Below are 19,963 nucleotides of genomic sequence, written 5' to 3'. Positions count from 1 at the left end.
CCGAGCTGCGCCGGACGGCGTCGCGGCCGTGGCGGCGGTGCCGCTCGACCGCCGTGCGGTGCAGGGCGATGAGCGCCGCGTCGTCGCTCAGCCGGCCGCCGGCGTGGGCGAGCAGGTCGCGCCGCAGGTGGTGCACCAGCGCCTCGGGACTGTCCTCCGTCCAGCGCGCGGCCCGCTCGGCCAGCGGATAGAACTTGCCGCGGGCGTCCCGGGCGTCCAGCACCCCGTCCGTGTAGAGCAGCAGCGTGTCCCCGGGCTCGAAGGAGAACACGTCCAGCGTGTGCTCAGTGCCCGCCTGCACCCCGAGCGGCGGAGAGGGATGCAGGCTCGGGGCGGTGACCACGTGGCCGGGGCTCAGCAGCAGCGGCGGCGGATGGCCGGAGCTGGTCATGAGGGTGATCGGATCGTCGTCCGGGATCTCCACGAGCAGGGCCGTGGCGAACCGCTCGTCCGCGTCCTCCTCCGGCTCCAGGTCGGCCGAGTACCGGGTGACGCTCTGATCCAGCGCGCCCACCAGCTCGCCCAGCGGCAGGTGCCGGTGGGCGCTCTCCCGGAAGGAGCTGAGCAGCAGCGCGGTCTCGCCGATGGCGGGCAGCCCCTTGCCGCGGACGTCACCGATCAGGACGCGCACGCCGCCGTCGTACCGGGCGGCCGCGTACAGGTCGCCGCCGATCTGGGCCTCGTCCTCCGCGGCCAGGTACAGGGACGCGATCCGCAGGGGGCCGATGTGTTCGGGCAGCGGCCACATCAGCACGTGCTGCGCCGCCTCGGCGACCGAGCGCACCTGCGCCAGCTGTGCCCGATGCCGATCGCGCAGGGCGCTGTAGACGACCAGGATCGCCGTGAGGACCGCGAGCGTGATGATCTGCACGATGTGGTTGGAGGTGCCGATCCCGCCGTGGGTGAAGACGATGAGGATCTGCGCGGCGAGCGCCAGCCCACCGACGGCCGCCGTGGTCCGGGGCCCGGCGAAGGACGGGACGAGCGCGGGCGCGATCACCAGCGCCGGCCCGAGATGGACGTTCGTGGGGGCCTGCACGTCCACCACCGTGATCACCACGATGAGCAGGATCGGCAGCAGCAGCAACGCATGTGCCGGCTGCCACGGCTGCCGCGGAGCCACCGGGCCGAGCCGGAGTGCCATGCCTTCAGGGTGCTCCCGGGTACGACGGGCGGCCACTCGCGCCCCGCCCGGCGCCGTGGCGGCCACGCGACGGCGGACCGGCGGCCGACCCGTGGCGGTGCTGCCCCGTGTCGCCGTGCGGGCGCCGGGTACCCGTACGGCTCCCGGGGGGGCAGGCACAGGCGGTACCCGCCGGCCGAAGGGGTCGGGATGGGCGATCGCGGGTGCCGGTCGGACCGGGTGCGCCGTACGGCCGGGACCCCCGTTCAGGGCGCCGGCCATGGTGGCGGACGGGAGGGGACAGCCGTCGTCGGCGGCTCCCGCCACCGGGGTCGTACGACCACGGACGACCGCCGCGCGCCCGGTGGTCGGGCGCCTGGGCGTGGCTCCCCGCAGACCCGCGCGGACAGCGGTTTCGCCGGCCCGGCCGCGGGCTACGCGACAGGGACCATTCCGGTTCCGTGAAAGGAGGCCCGACATGCGTGACGATCAGCACGGACGGACGGTTCCGCCGCTTCCCCGCAGGCCCTCCGGAAGCACCGGCCACCGCCCTCCCCACCTCGGTGCCGAACCGGTCACCGCGCGCAGCGCGCTGCGTCTGCGGCAGGTGCTGTCCGCGCTCTTCCTGCCGCTGTTCGCCGCGGCGACCGCGGGTTTCGCGGTGTGGGCCGCGCACCAGGGGCCCGGCGGCTCCCCGAGCAGCGGGCCGCTGACCGCGCTGGCGGCGGTCTGCGGGGTCCTCGCGCTGGGCGCGGCGGTGGACCTCGCGGTGGTGACGGGCCGCAGACGGCGGGAGCGGCCGCCGGCCCCGCCGGCGCGCTGAGCCGGGCCGGCGCCCTGCCGTCGTCGAGGCGGACACGACGGGACAGGGCGCCGGTCACTGGCACGACTCGCAGCACAGGGGGTGACGTCGGCGGCGGGAACCGCACCCCCGAGCCGCCTAGCGGTTCACCGACCGCATCCCCGCCTCGTCGTACCGCTCGCCCGCCACCTCGGGCAGCTCGGCGTCGATGCGGGCCAGGTCGTCCTTGGTCAGCTCGATGTCCACCGCGGCGGCGTTCTGCTCCAGGTAGGTGCGGCGCTTGGTGCCCGGGATCGGCACCAGGTCCTCGCCCTGCGCCAGCACCCAGGCGATCGCCAGCTGGGCCGGTGTCACGTCCTTCTCGGCCGCGATCTCCTTCACCTTCGCCGCGAGCCGCAGGTTCGCCTTCAGGTTGGCGTCGGTGAAGCGCGGGTTGGTGCGCCGGAAGTCGTTCTCGTCCAGGTCCTCCGGGGAGGTGAAGCGCCCGGCGAGGAAGCCACGGCCGAGCGGCGAGTACGGCACGAAGCCGATGCCGAGTTCCCGGCAGGCGGGCAGCACCTCGGCCTCCACGTCGCGCGTCCAGAGCGAGTACTCGCTCTGGACCGCGGTGATCGGGTGCACGGCGTGGGCGCGGCGGATGGTCTCCGCGCTCGCCTCGCTCAGCCCGATGTGGCGCACCTTGCCCTCGGCGACCAGCTCCCCGAGGGCGCCGACCGTCTCCTCGATCGGTACGTTCGGGTCGACCCGGTGCTGGTAGTACAGGTCGATGTGGTCGGTGCCCAGGCGCTTGAGCGAGCCGTGGACGGAGCTGCGCACGTGCTCGGCCGAGCCGTCCTGCCGCCCCACGGTGCTCATGTCGCCCGGCACCGCGTCGTCCATCCGGTAGTTGAACTTCGTCGCGATCACATACTCGTCCCGGTGGCCCCTGATCGCCTCGCCCACCAGGGATTCGTTGGTGAGCGGGCCGTAGAGCTGCGCGGTGTCCAGGAAGTCGATGCCCAGTTCGAGGGCGCGCCGGATGGTCGCGATGCCCTCGTCCTGGTCGCTGGTGCCGTAGAAGGCGGACATCCCCATGCACCCGAGGCCGATGGCCGATACCTGGAGGTCCCGCAGACTGCGCTTCTGCATGGGCGGTCCTTTCCGCGTCGTGGATCGTCGTTCCCCCCTGCGGTCTGGGTTTCCTCCATCCAGCGAAGGATTCGGGCACCCGGCATCCCGTGCGGGAGCCGGGCGCGGCCGTTGCGCACGGGGTGTCTGCGACGCTATGGGCTGGAGCGCGCTCGAAGTCAAGCCGGGCTCGCGGGAGGGCGCCGGACGGTTTCGCTGTCGACGCGCCGCCGCGTTGGCAGTGCTCCGAGGCTGTGAAACGCTGTCCTCATGACTCCCGTCCGGGAGAAGGACCGCTCATGACGACGCATCACGCTCACGGCGGCGACCACAGTGACCCCACCCTGTACCGCACTCCGGCGGACGCCGTCGCCGCACCCCCGGAGAAGCTCGCCTACGTCGTCGGTTTCGACCCGGCCGCACAGCGCGCCGACGCGTTGTTCACCGTCGACACCGACCCGGCCTCCCCCGCCTACGGCCGGGTGACCTCACGGGTGGAGCTGCCCGATCCGGGCAACGAACTGCACCACTTCGGCTGGAACGCCTGCTCGAGCGCGCTGGCGCACGCCGGTCACCACAACGCTGCGCGGCGCTACCTCATCGTCCCCGGACTGCGCTCGTCCCGGCTGCACGTCCTGGACACCGGCCCCGATCCCGTCCGCCCGCGCCTGGTCAAGGTGATCGAACCGGAGGAGCTGGCGGCCAAGGCCGGATACTCGCGCCCCCACACACTCCATTGCGGGCCCGACGGCATGTTCCTGTCCTGCCTGGGCGGCGCCGACGGTGCGGACGGGCCCGGCGGCGTGGCCCTGCTGGACCACGAGAGCTTCGAGGTGCTGGGCGCGTGGGAGAGCGACCGCGGGCCGCAGCGGCTCTCCTACGACGTCTGGTGGCATCTGCGCCGGAACATCGCGGTGACCAGCGAGTGGGGGACGCCCTCGATGATCGAGGACGGCCTCGTCCCCGAGCTGCTGATGGCCCGCCGCTACGGTCACTCACTGCACTTCTGGGAGCTGGACTCCGGCCGGCATCTGCAGCGCGTCGATCTGGGGGACCGGCACCAGATGGTGCTGGAACTGCGCCCCGCGCACGACCCCGAGGCCATGTGGGGGTTCACCAACACGGTGGTCGACGTGGAGGACCTGTCGGCCTCGGTGTGGCTGTGGTACCGGGACGGCGAGCGGTTCGCCGTCCGCAAGGTGATCACCCTCCCGGCCGAGCCCGCGAGCACGGAGGAACTGCCCCCCGCTCTGCAGCCGTTCGGCGCCGTGCCCCCGTTGATCACCGACATCGACCTGTCGGTGGACGACCGGTGGCTGTACATATCCGCATGGGGGACCGGCGACCTGCTCCAGTACGACGTGAGCGACCCGTTCCGTCCCCGGCAGACCGCGTCGGTGCGTCTGGGCGGCATCGTCGCCCGGCAACCGCACCCCGCCGAGCCGGACACCGCGCTGACGGGCGGGGCGCAGATGGTCGAGCTGAGCCGCGACGGGCGGCGCGTGTACCTGACGAACTCGCTGTACGCCGCCTGGGACGCGCAGTTCTACCCCGCGGGCATCGACGCGTGGATGGTCGAACTCGACGCCGACACCGCGCACGGCGGGCTCCGCGTCGACAGCCGGTTCTTCCCGCACGGCCCCGACTTCCACGGCTTGCGCATTCACCAGATACGCCTGCAGGGCGGCGACGCGTCCTCCGATTCGTACTGCTACCGCCGCTGAGGCCGGGAGGCCCGATCCGGAGGACGGTCGCGAAGGGGAGAAGGTTGCCTTCCGGCCCGTGTTTTCCGTTCCGTCCACCTGTGGGGCTTCCCACCCGTAAAGGATCTTGACGCCCGCCGTCCCGCTCGGTGAACTGTCACCGGGCCTCACCACCGCGGAAGCCCGTTTCGAGGGGGAGGGTCGGCGCGCCGCGGGAGGGGGCGAGCCGGCCGGGGGAAGATCCGTACATCAACACGATGGCGCCTGGAACGGGCGGACGACGGGAACACGCTTCGCACGGCCGACCGCCGTACGCGGGGCGAAGGGGGCGATGCACATGACGGGTGAGCCGAAGGCGACGCGCTGCCGCGCCTCATGACCGCTGAAGAGCGCGTCGAGCGGTGCCACGGGCTGCTCGCACGCCTCGCCCGGTTCACGGGGCGGACGCTGCGCGGCGAGTGGCACGCCATCGTCGTCGAGCCGGTGCAGCGGCTCGCCCGGCGCGGACTGTCCGGACTGCTGCTGGCGTTCGTCGCCGCGTTCGGTGTCGTCTTCTTCCACGACATCGCCCAGTACGACACGGGAGCGGTGTGGGTGCGGTGGCTCGGTGGCGTCACGGCCGATCTGCCGCTGTGGCTCTCCCTGCTGCGCACCCCGGTGTCGCTGTACGTCCCGGCCCTCGACCTGCCGGTGTGGGCGGGCATCACGCAGCTGTTCCTCGCCTTCGCCTGGGCCGAGCTGGCGCTGGGCCGGGCCCGCACCCTGACGATCGCCTACGCCACCACACTCGCCGGCACGCTCACCGCCCGCATCATGATCGCGGTGGGGCCGGGCTGGTGGGGCTTCGGCCTGCCGTCGGCGTGCGGGCGGGTGCTCGACACCGGGCCCTCGGCGGCCGTCGTCGGCCTCTTCACCTACCTCGCGGTGATCAAGCGCGCGCCGGTGGTGTTCACACTGACGGGCGGATCGATGGTGTGGGAGTCCATCGCCATCCCCAACCTGGCCGGCCGCGAGCATCTGATCGCGGTGGGAGCGGCGATCGTCCTCGGGCTCCTGCACGGCCGCCGGGACCGGCTGCGGGCCCTCGTACGGCCCCTGCTGCCCGCACGGGACCCCGCCCCGACCGTCCTGCCCGCCGCCCGGCCCCGCGTGCCGGCGCGGCCCGCGACCGCGCCGGTCGCGGCACCCGCCCCGCCGCGTCCCGAAGTCGTGCGTGCCGGGCCGCCGCCTCTTGTCTAGGGGCGACCGGGCCGGGAACGCCGCGATGACGTCACCGGAACTCACCGGAACGCTGCCCCGGCGGCGTACACCTGTGGCGCGGCACACGTCTTCGGTGTGATGGTTTTCGCACATCGGCACGGACGGCCACCCCCTAGGGTTGCCGCGAGATACGGCAGGGCGTGGCTGACACCGTGGTGTTCGTCGCCGGCAGGCAGCTGAAGGGAATCCAGGATGTTCCGCAAGGTGCTGGTCGCCAACCGTGGAGAGATCGCGATTCGCGCGTTCCGGGCGGGCTACGAACTCGGCGCGCGCACCGTCGCCGTGTTCCCGCACGAGGACCGCAACTCGTTGCACCGGCTGAAGGCCGACGAGGCGTACGAGATCGGCACGCAGGGGCACCCGGTGCGGGCCTACCTCTCCGTCGAGGAGATCGTCGGCGCCGCCCGCCGGGCCGGCGCGGACGCCGTCTACCCGGGCTACGGCTTCCTGTCCGAGAACCCGGAACTGGCCCGCGCCTGCGATGAGGCGGGCATCACCTTCGTCGGCCCGAGCGCGGCCACGCTCGAGCTGACCGGCAACAAGGCCCGGGCGGTGGCCGCGGCCCGCGCCGCGGGCGTGCCCGTGCTCGGCTCCTCCGCGCCCTCCACGGACGTCGACGAACTGGTGCGCGCCGCCGAGGAGATCGGCTTCCCCGTCTTCGTCAAGGCGGTCGCGGGCGGCGGCGGCCGCGGGATGCGCCGCGTGGAGGACCCCGCCCAGCTGCGCGAGTCCATCGAGGCCGCCTCGCGCGAGGCCGACGCCGCGTTCGGCGACCCGACCGTGTTCCTGGAGAAGGCCGTGGTCGAGCCGCGCCACATCGAGGTGCAGATCCTCGCCGACGGCGAGGGCAACGTCATCCACCTCTACGAGCGCGACTGCTCGCTCCAGCGACGCCACCAGAAGGTCATCGAGCTGGCTCCCGCCCCCAACCTCGATCCCGAGGTGCGCGCGCGGATCTGCGACGACGCCGTCCGCTTCGCCCGTGGGATCGGCTACCGCAACGCCGGCACCGTGGAGTTCCTGCTCGACCGGGAGGGCAACCACGTCTTCATCGAGATGAACCCGCGCATCCAGGTCGAGCACACCGTGACCGAGGAGGTCACGGACGTCGACCTGGTCCAGGCCCAGCTGCGGATCGCCTCCGGCGAGACCCTCGCCGACCTCGGCCTCTCCCAGGACACCATCACCCTGCGCGGTGCCGCCCTGCAGTGCCGCATCACCACCGAGGACCCGGCCAACGGCTTCCGCCCGGACACCGGACGGATCAGCGCCTACCGCTCGCCGGGTGGCTCCGGCATCCGCCTCGACGGCGGCACCACCCACGCCGGTACGGAGATCAGCGCCCACTTCGACTCGTTGCTGGTCAAACTCACCTGCCGGGGCCGGGACTTCAAGGCCGCCATCGGCCGGGCCCGGCGCGCCGTCGCCGAGTTCCGCATCCGTGGCGTGGCCACCAACATCCCGTTCCTGCAGGCGGTGCTGGACGACCCCGACTTCCAGGCCGGGCGTGTCACCACCTCCTTCATCGAGCAGCGTCCGCACCTGCTCACGGCCCGCTCCTCCGCGGACCGCGGCACCAAGCTGCTCACCTACCTCGCCGACGTCACCGTCAACAAGCCGCACGGCGAACGGCCGGACCTGCTCGACCCGGTCACCAAGCTGCCCCCGCTCCCGGCCGGCGAGCCGCCCGCCGGTTCGCGTCAACTCCTCGTGGAACGGGGCCCCGAGGGCTTCGCCCGGCACCTGCGCCAGTCCCCGACCATCGGCGTCACCGACACCACCTTCCGCGACGCCCACCAGTCCCTGCTCGCCACCCGGGTGCGCACCAAGGACCTGCTCGCCGTCGCCCCCGTCGTCGCCCGCACCCTGCCACAGCTGCTGTCCCTGGAGTGCTGGGGCGGTGCCACCTACGACGTCGCCCTGCGCTTCCTCGCCGAGGACCCCTGGGAGCGCCTGGCCGCCCTGCGCGAGGCCGTCCCCAACATCTGCCTGCAGATGCTGCTGCGCGGCCGCAACACCGTCGGCTACACCCCGTACCCGACCGAGGTGACCGATGCCTTCGTGCAGGAGGCCGCCGCCACCGGCATCGACATCTTCCGCATCTTCGACGCGCTCAACGACGTCGGCCAGATGCGCCCCGCCATCGAGGCGGTGCGGGAGACCGGCACCGCCGTCGCCGAGGTCGCCCTCTGCTACACCGCCGACCTCAGCGACCCGGCCGAGCGGCTCTACACCCTCGACTACTACCTGCGCCTGGCCGAGCAGATCGTCGAGGCGGGCGCGCACGTCCTCGCGGTCAAGGACATGGCCGGCCTGCTGCGCGCCCCCGCCGCCGCCAGGCTGGTCTCGGCGCTGCGCCGCGAGTTCGACCTGCCGGTGCATCTGCACACCCACGACACCGCGGGCGGCCAGCTGGCCACCTACCTGGCCGCGATCCAGGCGGGCGCCGACGCCGTCGACGGCGCGGTCGCCTCCATGGCCGGTACGACCTCGCAGCCCTCGCTGTCGGCGATCGTCGCGGCCACCGACCACTCCGACCGGCCCACCGGCCTCGACCTGCAGGCCGTCGGCGACCTGGAGCCGTACTGGGAGGGCGTGCGCAGGATCTACGCGCCGTTCGAGGCGGGCCTCGCCTCGCCGACCGGCCGGGTCTACCACCACGAGATCCCCGGCGGCCAGCTGTCCAACCTGCGCACCCAGGCCGTCGCCCTCGGCCTCGGCGACCGCTTCGAGGACATCGAGGCGATGTACGCGGCCGCCGACCGCATCCTCGGCCGCCTGGTCAAGGTCACCCCGTCCTCCAAGGTGGTCGGCGACCTCGCCCTGCACCTGGTGGGCGCCGGGGTCTCGCCGGACGCCTTCGAGGCGACCCCCGACAAGTTCGACATCCCCGACTCGGTCGTCGGCTTCCTGCGCGGCGAGCTGGGCACCCCGCCCGGCGGCTGGCCGGAGCCGTTCCGCACCAAGGCGCTGCAGGGCCGGGGCCCGGCCAAGCCCGCGCCCGAGCTGTCCGCCGAGGACCGCGAGGGCCTCGCGAAGGACCGCCGCTCGACCCTGAACCGGCTGCTGTTCCCCGGCCCCACGCGCGAGTTCGAGACGCACCGCCAGTCCTTCGGCGACACCAGCGTGCTGGACAGCAAGGCGTTCTTCTACGGCCTGCGCCCGGCCAAGGAGTACGCCGTCGACCTGGAGCCCGGCGTCCGGCTGCTGATCGAGCTGCAGGCGATCGGCGAGGCCGACGAGCGCGGCATGCGCACGGTGATGTCCACGCTCAACGGCCAGCTGCGGCCGATCCAGGTCCGCGACCGCGCGGCGGCCTCGGACGTGCCCGTGACGGAGAAGGCCGACCGGTCCAACCCGGGGCATGTGGCGGCCCCGTTCGCCGGTGTGGTGACGCTCTCCGTGGCGGAGGGCGACGAGGTGGCGGCCGGTGCCACCGTCGCCACCATCGAGGCGATGAAGATGGAGGCCACGATCACCGCGCCCAAGGCGGGCCGGGTGGCCCGGCTCGCCATCAACCGGATCCAGCAGGTGGAGGGTGGCGACCTGCTCGTCGAGATCGCCTGACCGTCGCGCGCCGGCCGGAGCTGCCCCGGGTCAGTCCCAGAGCGGGTAGCTCATGACCTGGTTGAAGCCCTCCGGCCGGGCGCCGGTGTAGGTGAGGGTCAGCTGCGTGAAGCGCTCGAAGGAGGGATGCTTCTGCCACTGCTTCCCGCCGCTGAGCCGGACGACGACCGGGTACTGGTGGAACGCGCCGGCCGCGCAGTACGGCTTGCAGTCGTTGACCCAGTTCGACCCGACGGCCTGCGCCGCGCCCGGACCCCACTGGGTCCACTGGAGTCCGGCGAGCCGGCTGTTGCCGTCGCCGCAGGCCAGGATGAACTCGGCCGGGCGCACGGTGCGATGGAAGAAGCAGTCCACCAGCACGGGCTGGGACGCGACGGCCTTCACGCCGGGTGCGGCCTGGTTCGGCGGACTGGCCGAAGCCGTCGTCATCGCCGCCGTCAGCATGGCTCCCGCCGCCAGGGTGACCGCCGTTCCCACTACAGATCCGCGCATGGTCGCTCCCACCGTCGTGCTGTGTCCGACCGTGTACTCGACGCTACGGCCGTGCGGCCGTTTGCACCACTCGCGCAGGTCGCACGGCGTGTCTCAGCCGTGCTTCACGGTCAGGCCGTAGAAGGCGACGCGGGCGCCGTTGGTGGTGCTGTCCGAGGAGGACTGGTTGTAGGAACCGGCCTTGAAGTACTGCTTGTACCGGTTGAACGACGACGGAATCCCGTAGTGGGTGGTGGTGCCGTTCACGGTCAGGTCGACGGTGTTCCCGCCGGAGACCGCGATGGTGTAGGTCCACGTCCTGCCGATCGACACGTGTCCCACGGTGTGCGTGGTCTGCCCGCCGGACGGCGAGTTCTCCGTGCCGAGGACGATGTCCCCGTTGGCGTGGTAGTACAGCTCCACCAGCGGCTTGGTGGAGGTGCCGCCGCTGCCGAGGTGGATCTGGCCCACGCACACGTTCTTCGTCACGGACACCACCCGCAGGGTGGCGCTCATCCGGTGGGAGCCGCCGAGCGCCCAGTCGGCGGGCCTGCCGTCGCGGTTCATCTCGCGCAGTTCGGAGCGGGCGTAGTGCGAGTTCGGGGTGGTGACGCCCTTCTCCGGCGCCCAGAAGGTCATCGCGCCGTCGCGGGTGTCGGTGTAGAAGTAGGCGTCCTGGTAGCCGTTCGGGCCCTGCAGCCGGGACGACGGGATGGTGGTGGGACTGCCGGGGGAGCCGACCGGCTCCTGGAGTTCCCAGACCGACAGGTCGAAGTTGCCGCCGGGCGCGACACGGGGGTCGGCGGCACCGGCGCTGCCGGTGCCCAGGACGGTGAGGGTGAGGGCGAGTCCCGCGGTGGTCGCCGCCGCGAGGAGCCGGGATCGGGTCATGTGGGGGTCCCTTCGTCGGACCGGAATGCGTTCAGCATGCTGAACGCTGAACGCATTCTTGGTCGCCGGTGACCCGTGAAACTAAAGGTCTGAACCAGACACGTCAAGTCAGCAGGCGCCCTCGTCCTGCCACGGGCCCCACTCCGAGGCGCCGGGCACCTCGTTCTGGGTCCACCACTTGGCCTTCCAGTTGTGCTTGCCGTACGACACCTCGTCCCCGGCCGTGTACACCGCCGACGAGCTCCACGCGGCCTTGCACGAGGTGGGCGGGGGCGGGGGAGTCGGCGTGCTGGACGGCGGGGTGGCGCCCGCGAACTTCACCGAGTACGCGGCGAAGTCCCAGGAGTTCTGGGCGACGCTCGAGCAGGTGCCGGAGGTGCGGCCGCCGTTATCGGGCGGGCTGCACTGCCGGTCGCGGTTCAGGGACCAGAATGTGAACCGGTCCATGTTGTGGCTCGTGGCGTAGTCGAGGACGGTCTGGAAGTCGGCCTGCGTGAAGTACTCGCCCGAGTCGCTGCGGCCGTTCATGCCCGAGAAGCCCTCGTGGGCGTAGGCGGTCGCCTGGTCCCAGCCGAAGGTGGACTGCAGGATCGAGTTGAAGTTGGTCAGGGCGCTGGTCTGGCTCGCCGCCCCGTTGAAGCCGCCGTCGAAGGGCATGATGGAGAAGTTGTTCGGGGTGAACCCCTGCGACTTGGCCTCCAGCAGCATCTGCTTGCCGAACCAGCCGGTGCCGTCCGCCGTGCCGGCCGTCGTGACGGACACGTACAGCCCCGGGTTGTTCTGCTGGAGGATCTTCGCGGCGCCGATCTCGTTGTTGACGGCCGCGCTGTTCTCGTACTCCGGCTCCTCCAGGTCGAAGTCGATGGCGTGCAGGCCGTACTTGGTGATGACCTGCTGGTAGGCGGCGGCCGTGGCGGCCGCGTCCGCGCAGGCCTGGCCGAGCTTGGTGCCGCCGTAGCCGCCGATGGAGACGGAGACGTCACCGCCCTTGCCGCGGATGGTGTTGATCATCGACTGGACGGCCGTGTCCGAGGAGACGGATGCGGTGCCGCCCCACGTGGGCGTGCAGCCGCCCCCGTTGGGGGCGAGGATGAAGGCCAGCTGGAACGCCTTCAGGCCGGTGGCGTCCATGATGGCGGCCGGGTCCGGCGGGTCGTTGTCCAGCGGCATCAGATAGGGAGCGGCGGCGTACCAGCGGTTGCTCAGCGCGGTGGTCGCGCCCGAAGCGTTGCCCGCGAAAAGCGCGGTGGTGCCCGCGGCGGCGAGCGTGACGGCGGCCGCCGCGCTCAGACAGGCGTGAAGACGTCTCACTGCGTGCCTCCAGAGGTGGGGGTGAGCCCGATGGGGGGAGGGTCCCCACCCTCTGAGGCTGATGCGGTCACGTCAATAAGTTGGACTAGACCAACCTGGTCTTTGGACTAGACCATACGATTCCTTTGCCTTTTGTCGACCGGGTGCGCGCGCCTCTCAGCCGGCGTTCTTCCGCAGCGCGATCTGGGTCTGCATGGTCTGGGCGACCAGCCGGTCCCGGTCGTCGCGCAGGTCCGTCTGCACCACCAGCAGGGTGCCGCCGACGTGCAGCGGCCGGGCCGTGGCCCGCACGTGTCCCGACGTGACCGCGCGCAGGAAGTTGGTCTTGGACTCCACCGTCGACGTGCCGGAGGCGCCCTCGGGCAGGTTCAGATGGGCGCACACGGCGCCCACGCTGTCGGCCAGCGCCATCAGCGCCCCGCCGTGCAGCGCGCCGCCCGCCGTGCACGCCTGCGGGGACCAGGCCGGCGTGCCGACGGTGCGCTCGGCGCCGGCCTCGGTCAGCTCGATGCCCAGCCCGGCCGCGAACGGCATGGCGGCCAGCAGCTCGGCGGGTTCGGAGAGGGACGGCATGGCGTACCGCCTTTCGTGGGAGTCCGGACGATCAGGCAGTGTGCCGGCCGGAGCCGGACGGGCGGAGCCGTGAACCAGCCGTACCGGGCGCCGAGTTCGCAGCTCGACGGCACAACGTCCGCCGCCATGGGCGTCCTTGGCGGGGCGCGTCTCGACTTCGCCGACCGGCTGCTGAGGGCGGTGGCGCCCCGCCACTCGCCGCGATCGGGGTGACGGGGACCGCACCCCTCAGGTTACTGGCAGGTTCTCGTCAAAGACTTGGTCAAGTGGCGGAGCTCGCACCGGTCGTGTGATCGGGTCTCCTGCGTCGGCAGAGTCCATGCCCGTTTCGGGAGGTCCTGTGTCCGTACCCACCCGCAGAAGACGGTGGTTCACCGTCTGTGCGCTCACCGCGTCCGCCGCGCTCGTCGCGATACCCCCGTCCGCCGCCTCCGGACGCTCGACGAGCCCCTTCGGGGTCCGTGCCGTCGGCCAGCTCGCCAAGGAGCGGGCGCAGTCGACGGGTGCCATGTCGCCGCACCTGGCGGCGGACGACGACGACGGCAACGAATCCGACGAGATCGCCGAGGGCGCCGACCAGTACGCGGAGGCCCGCACCTCGCCCGGTGTCGTCGCTCCCGGCGCCTACGGTGCCGCATGGCGCGATCTCCGCAACCTCAAGAGCGCCGGCGGCAGTTGGCGCAACATCACCGACCTGCCGTACAACTCGGACGACCCGCGCTACCGCGACTTCGACTCCAACTCCAGCGGCGGCTCGGGCAACGTCACCGGCCGCATGGCCGCGGTGGCCGCCGACGACGACGGTTACGTCTACGCGGGTAGCGCGGGCGGCGGCGTATGGCGCTCGCACAGCGGAGGCGGCCACTGGCAGCCCATCAGCGACCGGCTGCCCGCCCAGTCCACCGGCGCCCTCGCCGTCGACGGCGGCGGCCGGCTGTGGCTCGGCACCGGCGAGGCCACCACCAACTCCGACGCCTACCTCGGCAGCGGCGTCTACGTCCTCGACCACCCGCACCACGGCACGTTCTCCACGCGCAGCCGGGTCGGCGGGAACGAGCTGGAGAGCACCACCATCCACGAGCTCCGCTTCGGCGGCGGCACGGTGTGGGCCGCCACCAGCGAGGGCGTGTGGAGCCACTCCACACGGCACCTGAGCGGCCCCTGGAAGCTGGAGTTCGCGCCCAACCCGGACTTCCTGCCCAAGGGTGCGAAGGCCGACGACCCGGACGCGCCGTACAAGAACATCGCCAACGACATCGCTATCGACCCCAGGGACCCGTCCAAGGTGGTCCTGGCGGTCGGCTGGCGCAGCGGCGACGACTACAACGGCTTCTACACCAAGGTGCACGGCGCCTGGACCCGGATCACCAGCGGCCTCGGCGACCTGCCCGCCGACCCCGACGCCGTCGGCAACGTGACCTTCGCCCGCTCCGCCGACGGCTCCCGCTACTACGCCATCGACCAGTCGCCGGAGCAGCTCAACACCAACCCGGACAGCGCCCTGGAGGGCATCTACGTCTCCAAGTCCGGCTCGCCGGCCGGCCCGTGGACGAAGATCGCCGACTACAAGGGACTGGCCGCCGACAACTCGGCCCTGACCACCGCGGGCTACATGCCGGGCGTCCAGGCCTGGTACAACCAGTTCCTCGCCGTCGACCCGAGCGACCCGCAGCACGTGTACGCCGGGCTCGAGGAGGTCTACGAGACCAAGGACGGCGGCAGCACCTGGTCCACCGTGGGCCCCTACTGGAACTTCACCTTCCCCTGCTGGAGCATCGACCCCGCCAAGCAGACCGGTGACTGCCACCAGACCACCCACTCCGACCAGCACGGCGTCGCGATCGGCCGCTACCACGGCAAGGCCTACGTGTACGTCGGCAACGACGGCGGCATGTACCGGCGCCCGGTGAACGGCTCCCAGGACGCCTCCGGCCACGCCACCGACTGGACGTCCCTCAACGACGGCACCATCGACACCCTGCAGTACTACTCCGTCGGCATCGGCAAGGACCTCGACCACGGAGGCCTGTCCGTCACCGGCGGGCTCCAGGACAACGGCCAGTCCATCCTGCGCAGCAACGACCGGGTGATGGGCTCCAACTTCGGCGGCGACGGCGGCGACACCCTCACCGACCCCGCCAACGGCTGCAACATCGCCCAGGAGTACGTCTACCTCGCCGTGCAGGTCACCCAGAACTGCGCCGTGAACGACGGCGGCTGGGTCACCGACCCGAGCAAGGTGACGTCGTACAGCGTCGCCCCGGCCGACAACGCCACCGGCGAGGCCCGGTTCATCGCCCCGCTCGCCGCCGACATGAAGAACGGCGACACCTGGGTCGCCGGCGGCCGTCACATCTGGGTGCAGACCCACGGCTACGCCATCCGCAGCGGGTCGGAGTGGACCAGCGTGCACGACCTCGGCGAGGGCCGCACCGCGACCGCCGTCGCCGCCTCCGGCGGCAGGATCTACGCCGCCTGGTGCGGCCCCTGCAACAACCAGGGCTTCGCCCGCGGCATCGCCGTCGGCAACGCGGACGGCACCGGCTGGCACGACATCAGCCTGCCGGTGGACGGGACGGTGCCCAACCGCTACCTCAGCGGCTTCGCCATCGACCCGAAGAACGCCGATCACGTCTTCCTCGCCGTCAACGGCTTCTCCCGGCACTGGACCGAGGGCCCCGGCGCGGGCGTCGGCCATGTCTTCGAGTCCACCGACGGCGGCACCACCTGGAAGGACATCTCGGGCAACCTGCCCGACGTGCCCACCAACTGGGCGACGGTGACGGCGGACGGCGGCCTCGCCGTCGCCACCGACCTCGGCGTCGTCTACCGGGCGCCGGGCCGCGGCACCTGGCAGCGCGTCGGCAACCTGCCCGCCGTCGCCGTCCTCCAGCTGAAGACGAGCCCCGACGGCGGCACGCTCTACGCCGCCACGCACGGCCGGGGCATCTACACCGTCAGGGTGCGCGACCTGCGCTGACCGGACCTGCCGACGGGGGAGGGGTGGCCCGCCGGGTCACCCCTCCCGCGCGTACGGCACCACACGCACGTCCAGCGTGAAGGCGGTGCGCGGCGCACCCGCCACGTCCGGCGCCTTGGCCGCCGCGGTGACCCGCGCCGTGCCGCCCCGGGTGCCCGCACACCGCAGCGTGGCGTGCGCGGTGCCGTCGGGGTCGACGCGCCAGTCTGAGGCCGGCACCAGGGCGGGCACCGAACTCAGCACGCCCGTCCACCGCTTGTCGTCCAGCCTCGGCCGCAGCTCGAGCGCCACCACCGTCCCGGGCCGCACGCACAGCTGTCGCCGGACCGCGTCACCGGGGGAGACGGAGACGTCCACGTGCCCGGCGAGGCAGCCCTGCGGCGAGGCACCGGCCGTCCGCCCCGAAGAAGCCGTCGACGGTGTCGACGACGACGGCCGCGTCGCCCGGCTCCCGGACGACGACGGCCGCCCCGGCACGCTCGCGGACGACGACGGCGACGGCCGCCCCGGCCCGCTCCCGGACGGCCCCGCGCCCGAACCCCGGTCAGGACCGGCCGGCGTCCCGCATCCCGCGAGGACGACGACCGCGACGACCGCGCACCCCAATCCACCGGCCCACCACCGCATGCCCGCACCTCCCGGCCTCCGGCCATGCCACCAGCATGCCTCAGCCGGCGACGCACGCCGGCCCGGACCCTGCGGAACCGTACGGGCGGGGTGTCGATGCGCAGGGGTGCCGCGGGCGAGGGCGGGTCCCGGGCGCCCGGGTACACCTGGCCGGGGGAGTACCCACGTCTCGGGGCACGACGCCCTCGCCCGGGTCGGGAAGCCGGCCCGACGGAGCCGGGCCGGCGCCGACGCGTCCGGAATTCCGAAGCCGGCCGCGCCCCCGCGAACGTGCAAGAGGCGGGGCACTGGAGTCCGTTGCCGGGGAAACGGCCGGGGCCGGATCGTTCCGTGCGACCGGTCCTCCGGAACTCCGGCGACAAGGAGCACCCGTGCGACTCCTGAACACAGCGGGCGGCACCGCGGCCGCGGCCGTCGTCCTGGTCCTGGGCGGGGCCACCGCCGCTCCGGCGTCCGCCCCTCCCGCCGACGCCACCTACCGCGTGACGGTGGGCGACCCGGTGCCGTTCACCCACCCCACGGACACCCCGGCCACCCCGTACCTCGACCGCGACGGCACCTTCCACTACCAGCAGTGGGCCCGTGGCCACACCGGCACCCGCGGGCCCGGGCGGCACAACCCCACCGGAACCGGGCGAGTTGCGACTATGCTGCGCCTGTGTCGATCACCCACGGGGAATCCGACGCCGACGTCGCGGTGGCGGCGGCCCAGGCGGGCGCCGCCGTGGTCCGCGACCTGTACGGCGGCCGGCTCGCGCGCCGGCCGAAGTCGGCCGGCGACTTCGCGACGGAGGCGGACGTCGCCGCCGAGCAGGCCATCCTGGACGTGCTGCGCGCCGCCCGCCCGCACGACGCCGTGACGGCCGAGGAGAGCGGCCGCAGCGGCGCCGAGGGCGCCCATCGCCGCTGGCTCGTCGACCCCCTGTGCGGCACCCTCAACTACGCCGCGCGGACCATGCTCGTCGGCGTGAACGTCGCGCTGCGCACGGGCACCGAGGTCACCGCCGCGGCGACCGCCGACCCGTTCGCCGGGGAGGTCTTCTGGACCGACGGCTCGCGGGCCCGGCTGCGCACGGACGGCGGCGACGAGCGGCTGACGCCCTCGGCCGAGTCGGCGCTGGTGGACCTCAACCTCGACCCTCCGTTCCCCAACGCCCCCGGTTTCCAGGCGGTTCGCCTGGCGGCCGACCCGGACTTCGTCGAGCGGTTCCGGCCCCGGGTGATCTCCAGCACGCTCGCGGTGGCCTGGGTCGCCGCCGGCCGCCGGGCCGCCTATGTCACCGACGGCGATCTGCGCGACAGCGTGCACTTCGCGGCGGGCATCGCCCTGTGCCGGGCGGCGGGCTGCACGGTGACCGGTCTGCACGGCGAGCCGGTGCACACCGGTGCGGGCGGGCTGATCGCCGCGGTCGACGAGCAGACGCATGCCGCGCTCCTCGACATGGTGGAGCGCCAGGCCACCGCGCGGAGTTGACGCGGCCGGACAGCGCGCGCCGAAGGGTCGGGCCTCCGAAGACCTGTCTCGTGCAACTGAACAGAGTCGACCGGGCGCCGCGAACGCAACCATGATGAGGACGGTCGAAAATGGCTCTGATGGGAGTTCCGTGAACGCTCCTGTAGGTTCTTCCGGGCGATCCATCACACCGCATCACGGGCCAAGGCCCCGCGAACGAAGGACTCTTCGAGGAAACGCACCCGGACAACCTGGCGTCCCGGCTTCTCCGCCCCACCGCCTGGCGCACGTGACAAACGTGCCGCCGATGCTCCGTGACGGCGCCTTCTACGAGTCCCGGCCGACCGCGGCAGTCAGGTGAGCGGGTCAGCGAGCAGCACCACCCGGTCGGCGGCGGGCTCGAACCCGAGCACAGGGTTCCCGTGGTCGCCTTCGGCGGTCATCACGACGGGCTTGCCCAACCGGCGGCCGATCGCGCGCAGGAAGCCGCACAGGGTGTCCACCTCGTGGTGCAGCGCGCGCCGGCGCGGACTCTGAGCGTGATGGGCGGCGAGAGCCCCGCGGAGGGCCGCCGAGTTCGACCCGCTGGATCGTCGTCGACGGCTGTGCCGGTGCCCGCGCCCGGCGAGGTGATCACCGAGGAGACGCCGGACTGCCCGCGCAGCGGCGTGGCGCACGGCTTCCTTGTCTCGGACGCGGCGGACTCCGCCCTCGGGGCGCCGCGGCTCGTGGCACGTACCTGACCAGCCCATCCCGGACTGCGCGGGTCCCGTCCAGCGCTTAGGCTGTGCTGTGTGGGCGGCCCGGTGCTTGCCTGCTCCTCCCGGGTCAAGAAGCCGGCCCCTGACGAACACGCCTCCGGCAGGCGGTACTTGGCCCTGTTCGACCGGTCTCCGGGCCCGGACCAGTGCGTCCGGCGGGCCAGCTGTCCCGGCAACTCTATGGGAGACGGCCCGACTTCACCCCGGCCGGGAAATCCCCCGATTCCCGGTTTCGGACGCCCCGGCCCGGGGACCTCGGAACGGGCACCGGCCGGCCCTTTCTCGTGGCTGTCCCCTGCCTCGACGCGCTGTGCCGGCCGTGCGCCGCGCGCGGCCACCGCACATCGGGCCTGCCTCGCCGGAGCCGGGCCCGCTCCCTGTGACGCTCTTCGGTGTCGGACGTCCCTCAGGGGAGGAACCTGTCGGCGCGTCCGGGCGACCCGCTGCGGCCGGGCAGGATCCGGCTCCTGCATCCGGTCGAGGGAAAAGGTCGGTCGAGGGAAAAGGGCGTTCAGGTCCGGGCGGGCGACCGGTCGGGGCGGCGGAACAGGGCCGTCCACAGGAACGGCTCCCCGAACAGCGGCGAGTCCGCTGGTTCCTGCCGCATGGCCCGCAGCTCGACCTCTTCCAGACCGGCGAAGATCTCGCGCAGCGCCTCGGGCGAGTAGGCGAGGCCGCCGTGCAGGCCGGGCTCGCGGTAGAGGGCCGCATCGGACAGTTCGCAGCCCATCCGGCCCGCGGCGAAGCAGGTGAGGGCGAAGTACCCACCGGGCGCGAGCACCCGGTCCAGCAGAGCGAGATGACTGACCCGGCGGTGCGGCGGCAGGTGGTGGAAGCAGCCGGAGTCGTAGATCAGCCGGTACGGGCCGCGCAGGGCGTCCGTGGTGAGGGAGAAGGCGTCACCGCAGTGGAAGCGGACAGGGGAGCCCGCCTCCCTCGCGCGCTCCTCTGCCCACGCGATCGCGGCGGGCGAGAGGTCGACGGCGTCCACCTCGAAGCCGCGCGCGGCCAGGTGCACCGCGTTCCGGCCCGGGCCGCAGCCGAGGTCCAGCGCCCGACCGGGTGCGATCAGGCCCCGGTCCAGGTAGGACACCAGGTTCTCGTCCGGCTTCGCCGCGAAGAACGGCACCGGTTTGTCCCGGTTCACATAGAAGTCGTCCCACCAGGCGGCCGCGTCGCCCGTCCAGCGGTCGGCCCCCGGCGCGAACAGCCCGTCCAAGAGCCGCAGCACGTCCTCCACCGTGCGGATGTTCCGGTCCATCCGGCCCCCTCTCCCGATGCCGGGAATCTAGGGGCGGACGGGAGGGGACACCAGGTCGCACCGGTTGGCGCGA

Annotated in this window: 15 protein-coding genes; 6 read left to right on the top strand and 9 right to left on the bottom strand. The window is 72.7% G+C overall.

The annotated features are described in order from the left end of the window. On the bottom strand, positions 1–1,144 hold a 1,144-nt coding region (locus ACLU3S_RS15190; RefSeq protein ID WP_413952363.1), incomplete at its 3' end, for a PP2C family protein-serine/threonine phosphatase. A gap of 457 nt (positions 1,145–1,601) precedes the next feature. On the opposite strand from ACLU3S_RS15190, the gene ACLU3S_RS15185 reads away from it, so the two are divergent. Continuing rightward, entirely contained in the window at positions 1,602–1,946 is a 345-nt protein-coding gene (locus ACLU3S_RS15185) for a DUF6343 family protein (RefSeq protein ID WP_413952362.1), read from the top strand. 117 nt (positions 1,947–2,063) lie between these two features. On the opposite strand, the gene ACLU3S_RS15180 is transcribed toward ACLU3S_RS15185, so the two are convergent. After that, positions 2,064–3,053 (bottom strand): aldo/keto reductase, encoded by a 990-nt coding sequence (locus tag ACLU3S_RS15180; protein WP_413952361.1) that lies wholly within the window; start codon positions 3,051–3,053, stop codon positions 2,064–2,066. Positions 3,054–3,331: 278 nt separating this feature from the next. Here ACLU3S_RS15180 and ACLU3S_RS15175 point away from each other — a divergent pair, with 278 nt between their 5' ends. The 3 genes from ACLU3S_RS15175 to ACLU3S_RS15165 all read left to right on the top strand — a co-directional run bounded on the left by ACLU3S_RS15175 (position 3,332) and on the right by ACLU3S_RS15165 (position 9,562). After that, the gene (locus tag ACLU3S_RS15175; RefSeq protein ID WP_413952360.1) at positions 3,332–4,756 is read left to right on the top strand and encodes a selenium-binding protein SBP56-related protein; all 1,425 of its coding nucleotides are present in this window, start codon (positions 3,332–3,334) and stop codon (positions 4,754–4,756) included. 354 nt (positions 4,757–5,110) lie between these two features. After that, a complete protein-coding gene (locus ACLU3S_RS15170) occupies positions 5,111–5,974 on the top strand; it encodes a hypothetical protein (RefSeq protein ID WP_413952359.1) in 864 nt (287 codons plus the stop codon). A 213-nt stretch (positions 5,975–6,187) separates the two neighbouring features. Next, entirely contained in the window at positions 6,188–9,562 is a 3,375-nt protein-coding gene (locus tag ACLU3S_RS15165; protein ID WP_413952358.1) for a pyruvate carboxylase, read from the top strand. Positions 9,563–9,592: 30 nt separating this feature from the next. Here the strand turns inward: ACLU3S_RS15165 and ACLU3S_RS15160 are convergent, their stop codons facing one another. From ACLU3S_RS15160 to ACLU3S_RS15145, 4 genes are all read right to left on the bottom strand, one after another. Further along, positions 9,593–10,054, bottom strand: a complete 462-nt coding sequence (locus tag ACLU3S_RS15160; RefSeq protein WP_413952357.1) for a hypothetical protein — start codon at positions 10,052–10,054, stop codon at positions 9,593–9,595. A 93-nt stretch (positions 10,055–10,147) separates the two neighbouring features. Beyond that, positions 10,148–10,924, bottom strand: coding sequence for a polysaccharide lyase family 7 protein (locus ACLU3S_RS15155; RefSeq protein ID WP_413952356.1), 777 nt, complete (start codon positions 10,922–10,924; stop codon positions 10,148–10,150). 108 nt (positions 10,925–11,032) lie between these two features. Further along, positions 11,033–12,235, bottom strand: coding sequence for a carbohydrate-binding protein (locus tag ACLU3S_RS15150; protein WP_413952355.1), 1,203 nt, complete (start codon positions 12,233–12,235; stop codon positions 11,033–11,035). Between the two features lie 156 nt (positions 12,236–12,391). Then, positions 12,392–12,808, bottom strand: a complete 417-nt coding sequence (locus ACLU3S_RS15145) for a PaaI family thioesterase (protein ID WP_413952354.1) — start codon at positions 12,806–12,808, stop codon at positions 12,392–12,394. A 340-nt stretch (positions 12,809–13,148) separates the two neighbouring features. On the opposite strand from ACLU3S_RS15145, the gene ACLU3S_RS15140 reads away from it, so the two are divergent. Beyond that, positions 13,149–15,788: a glycosyl hydrolase gene (locus tag ACLU3S_RS15140; RefSeq protein ID WP_413952353.1), complete on the top strand. Its 2,640-nt coding sequence runs from the start codon at positions 13,149–13,151 to the stop codon at positions 15,786–15,788. Positions 15,789–15,824: 36 nt separating this feature from the next. On the opposite strand, the gene ACLU3S_RS15135 is transcribed toward ACLU3S_RS15140, so the two are convergent. Next, positions 15,825–16,145 carry an acetyl-CoA synthetase gene (locus ACLU3S_RS15135; protein ID WP_413952352.1) on the bottom strand — a complete coding sequence of 107 codons (321 nt, stop codon included), beginning with the start codon at positions 16,143–16,145 and terminating at the stop codon, positions 15,825–15,827. Between the two features lie 928 nt (positions 16,146–17,073). Between ACLU3S_RS15135 and ACLU3S_RS15130 the strand changes: the two genes are divergently transcribed. After that, positions 17,074–17,889 (top strand): inositol monophosphatase family protein, encoded by an 816-nt coding sequence (locus tag ACLU3S_RS15130; protein ID WP_413952351.1) that lies wholly within the window; start codon positions 17,074–17,076, stop codon positions 17,887–17,889. A 332-nt stretch (positions 17,890–18,221) separates the two neighbouring features. On the opposite strand, the gene ACLU3S_RS15125 is transcribed toward ACLU3S_RS15130, so the two are convergent. Then, complete coding sequence (locus ACLU3S_RS15125) at positions 18,222–18,545, bottom strand: hypothetical protein (protein WP_413952365.1); 324 nt, start codon at positions 18,543–18,545, stop codon at positions 18,222–18,224. Positions 18,546–19,140: 595 nt separating this feature from the next. Continuing rightward, the gene (locus ACLU3S_RS15120) at positions 19,141–19,890 is read right to left on the bottom strand and encodes a class I SAM-dependent methyltransferase (RefSeq protein WP_413952350.1); all 750 of its coding nucleotides are present in this window, start codon (positions 19,888–19,890) and stop codon (positions 19,141–19,143) included. Between the last annotated feature and the right edge of the window lie 73 nt (positions 19,891–19,963).

Origin of the sequence: Streptomyces sp. AF1A (genome assembly GCF_047340315.1) — a bacterium.
Lineage (GTDB): Bacteria > Actinomycetota > Actinomycetes > Streptomycetales > Streptomycetaceae > Streptomyces.
This window is presented reverse-complemented; position numbering and strand designations above follow the sequence as displayed.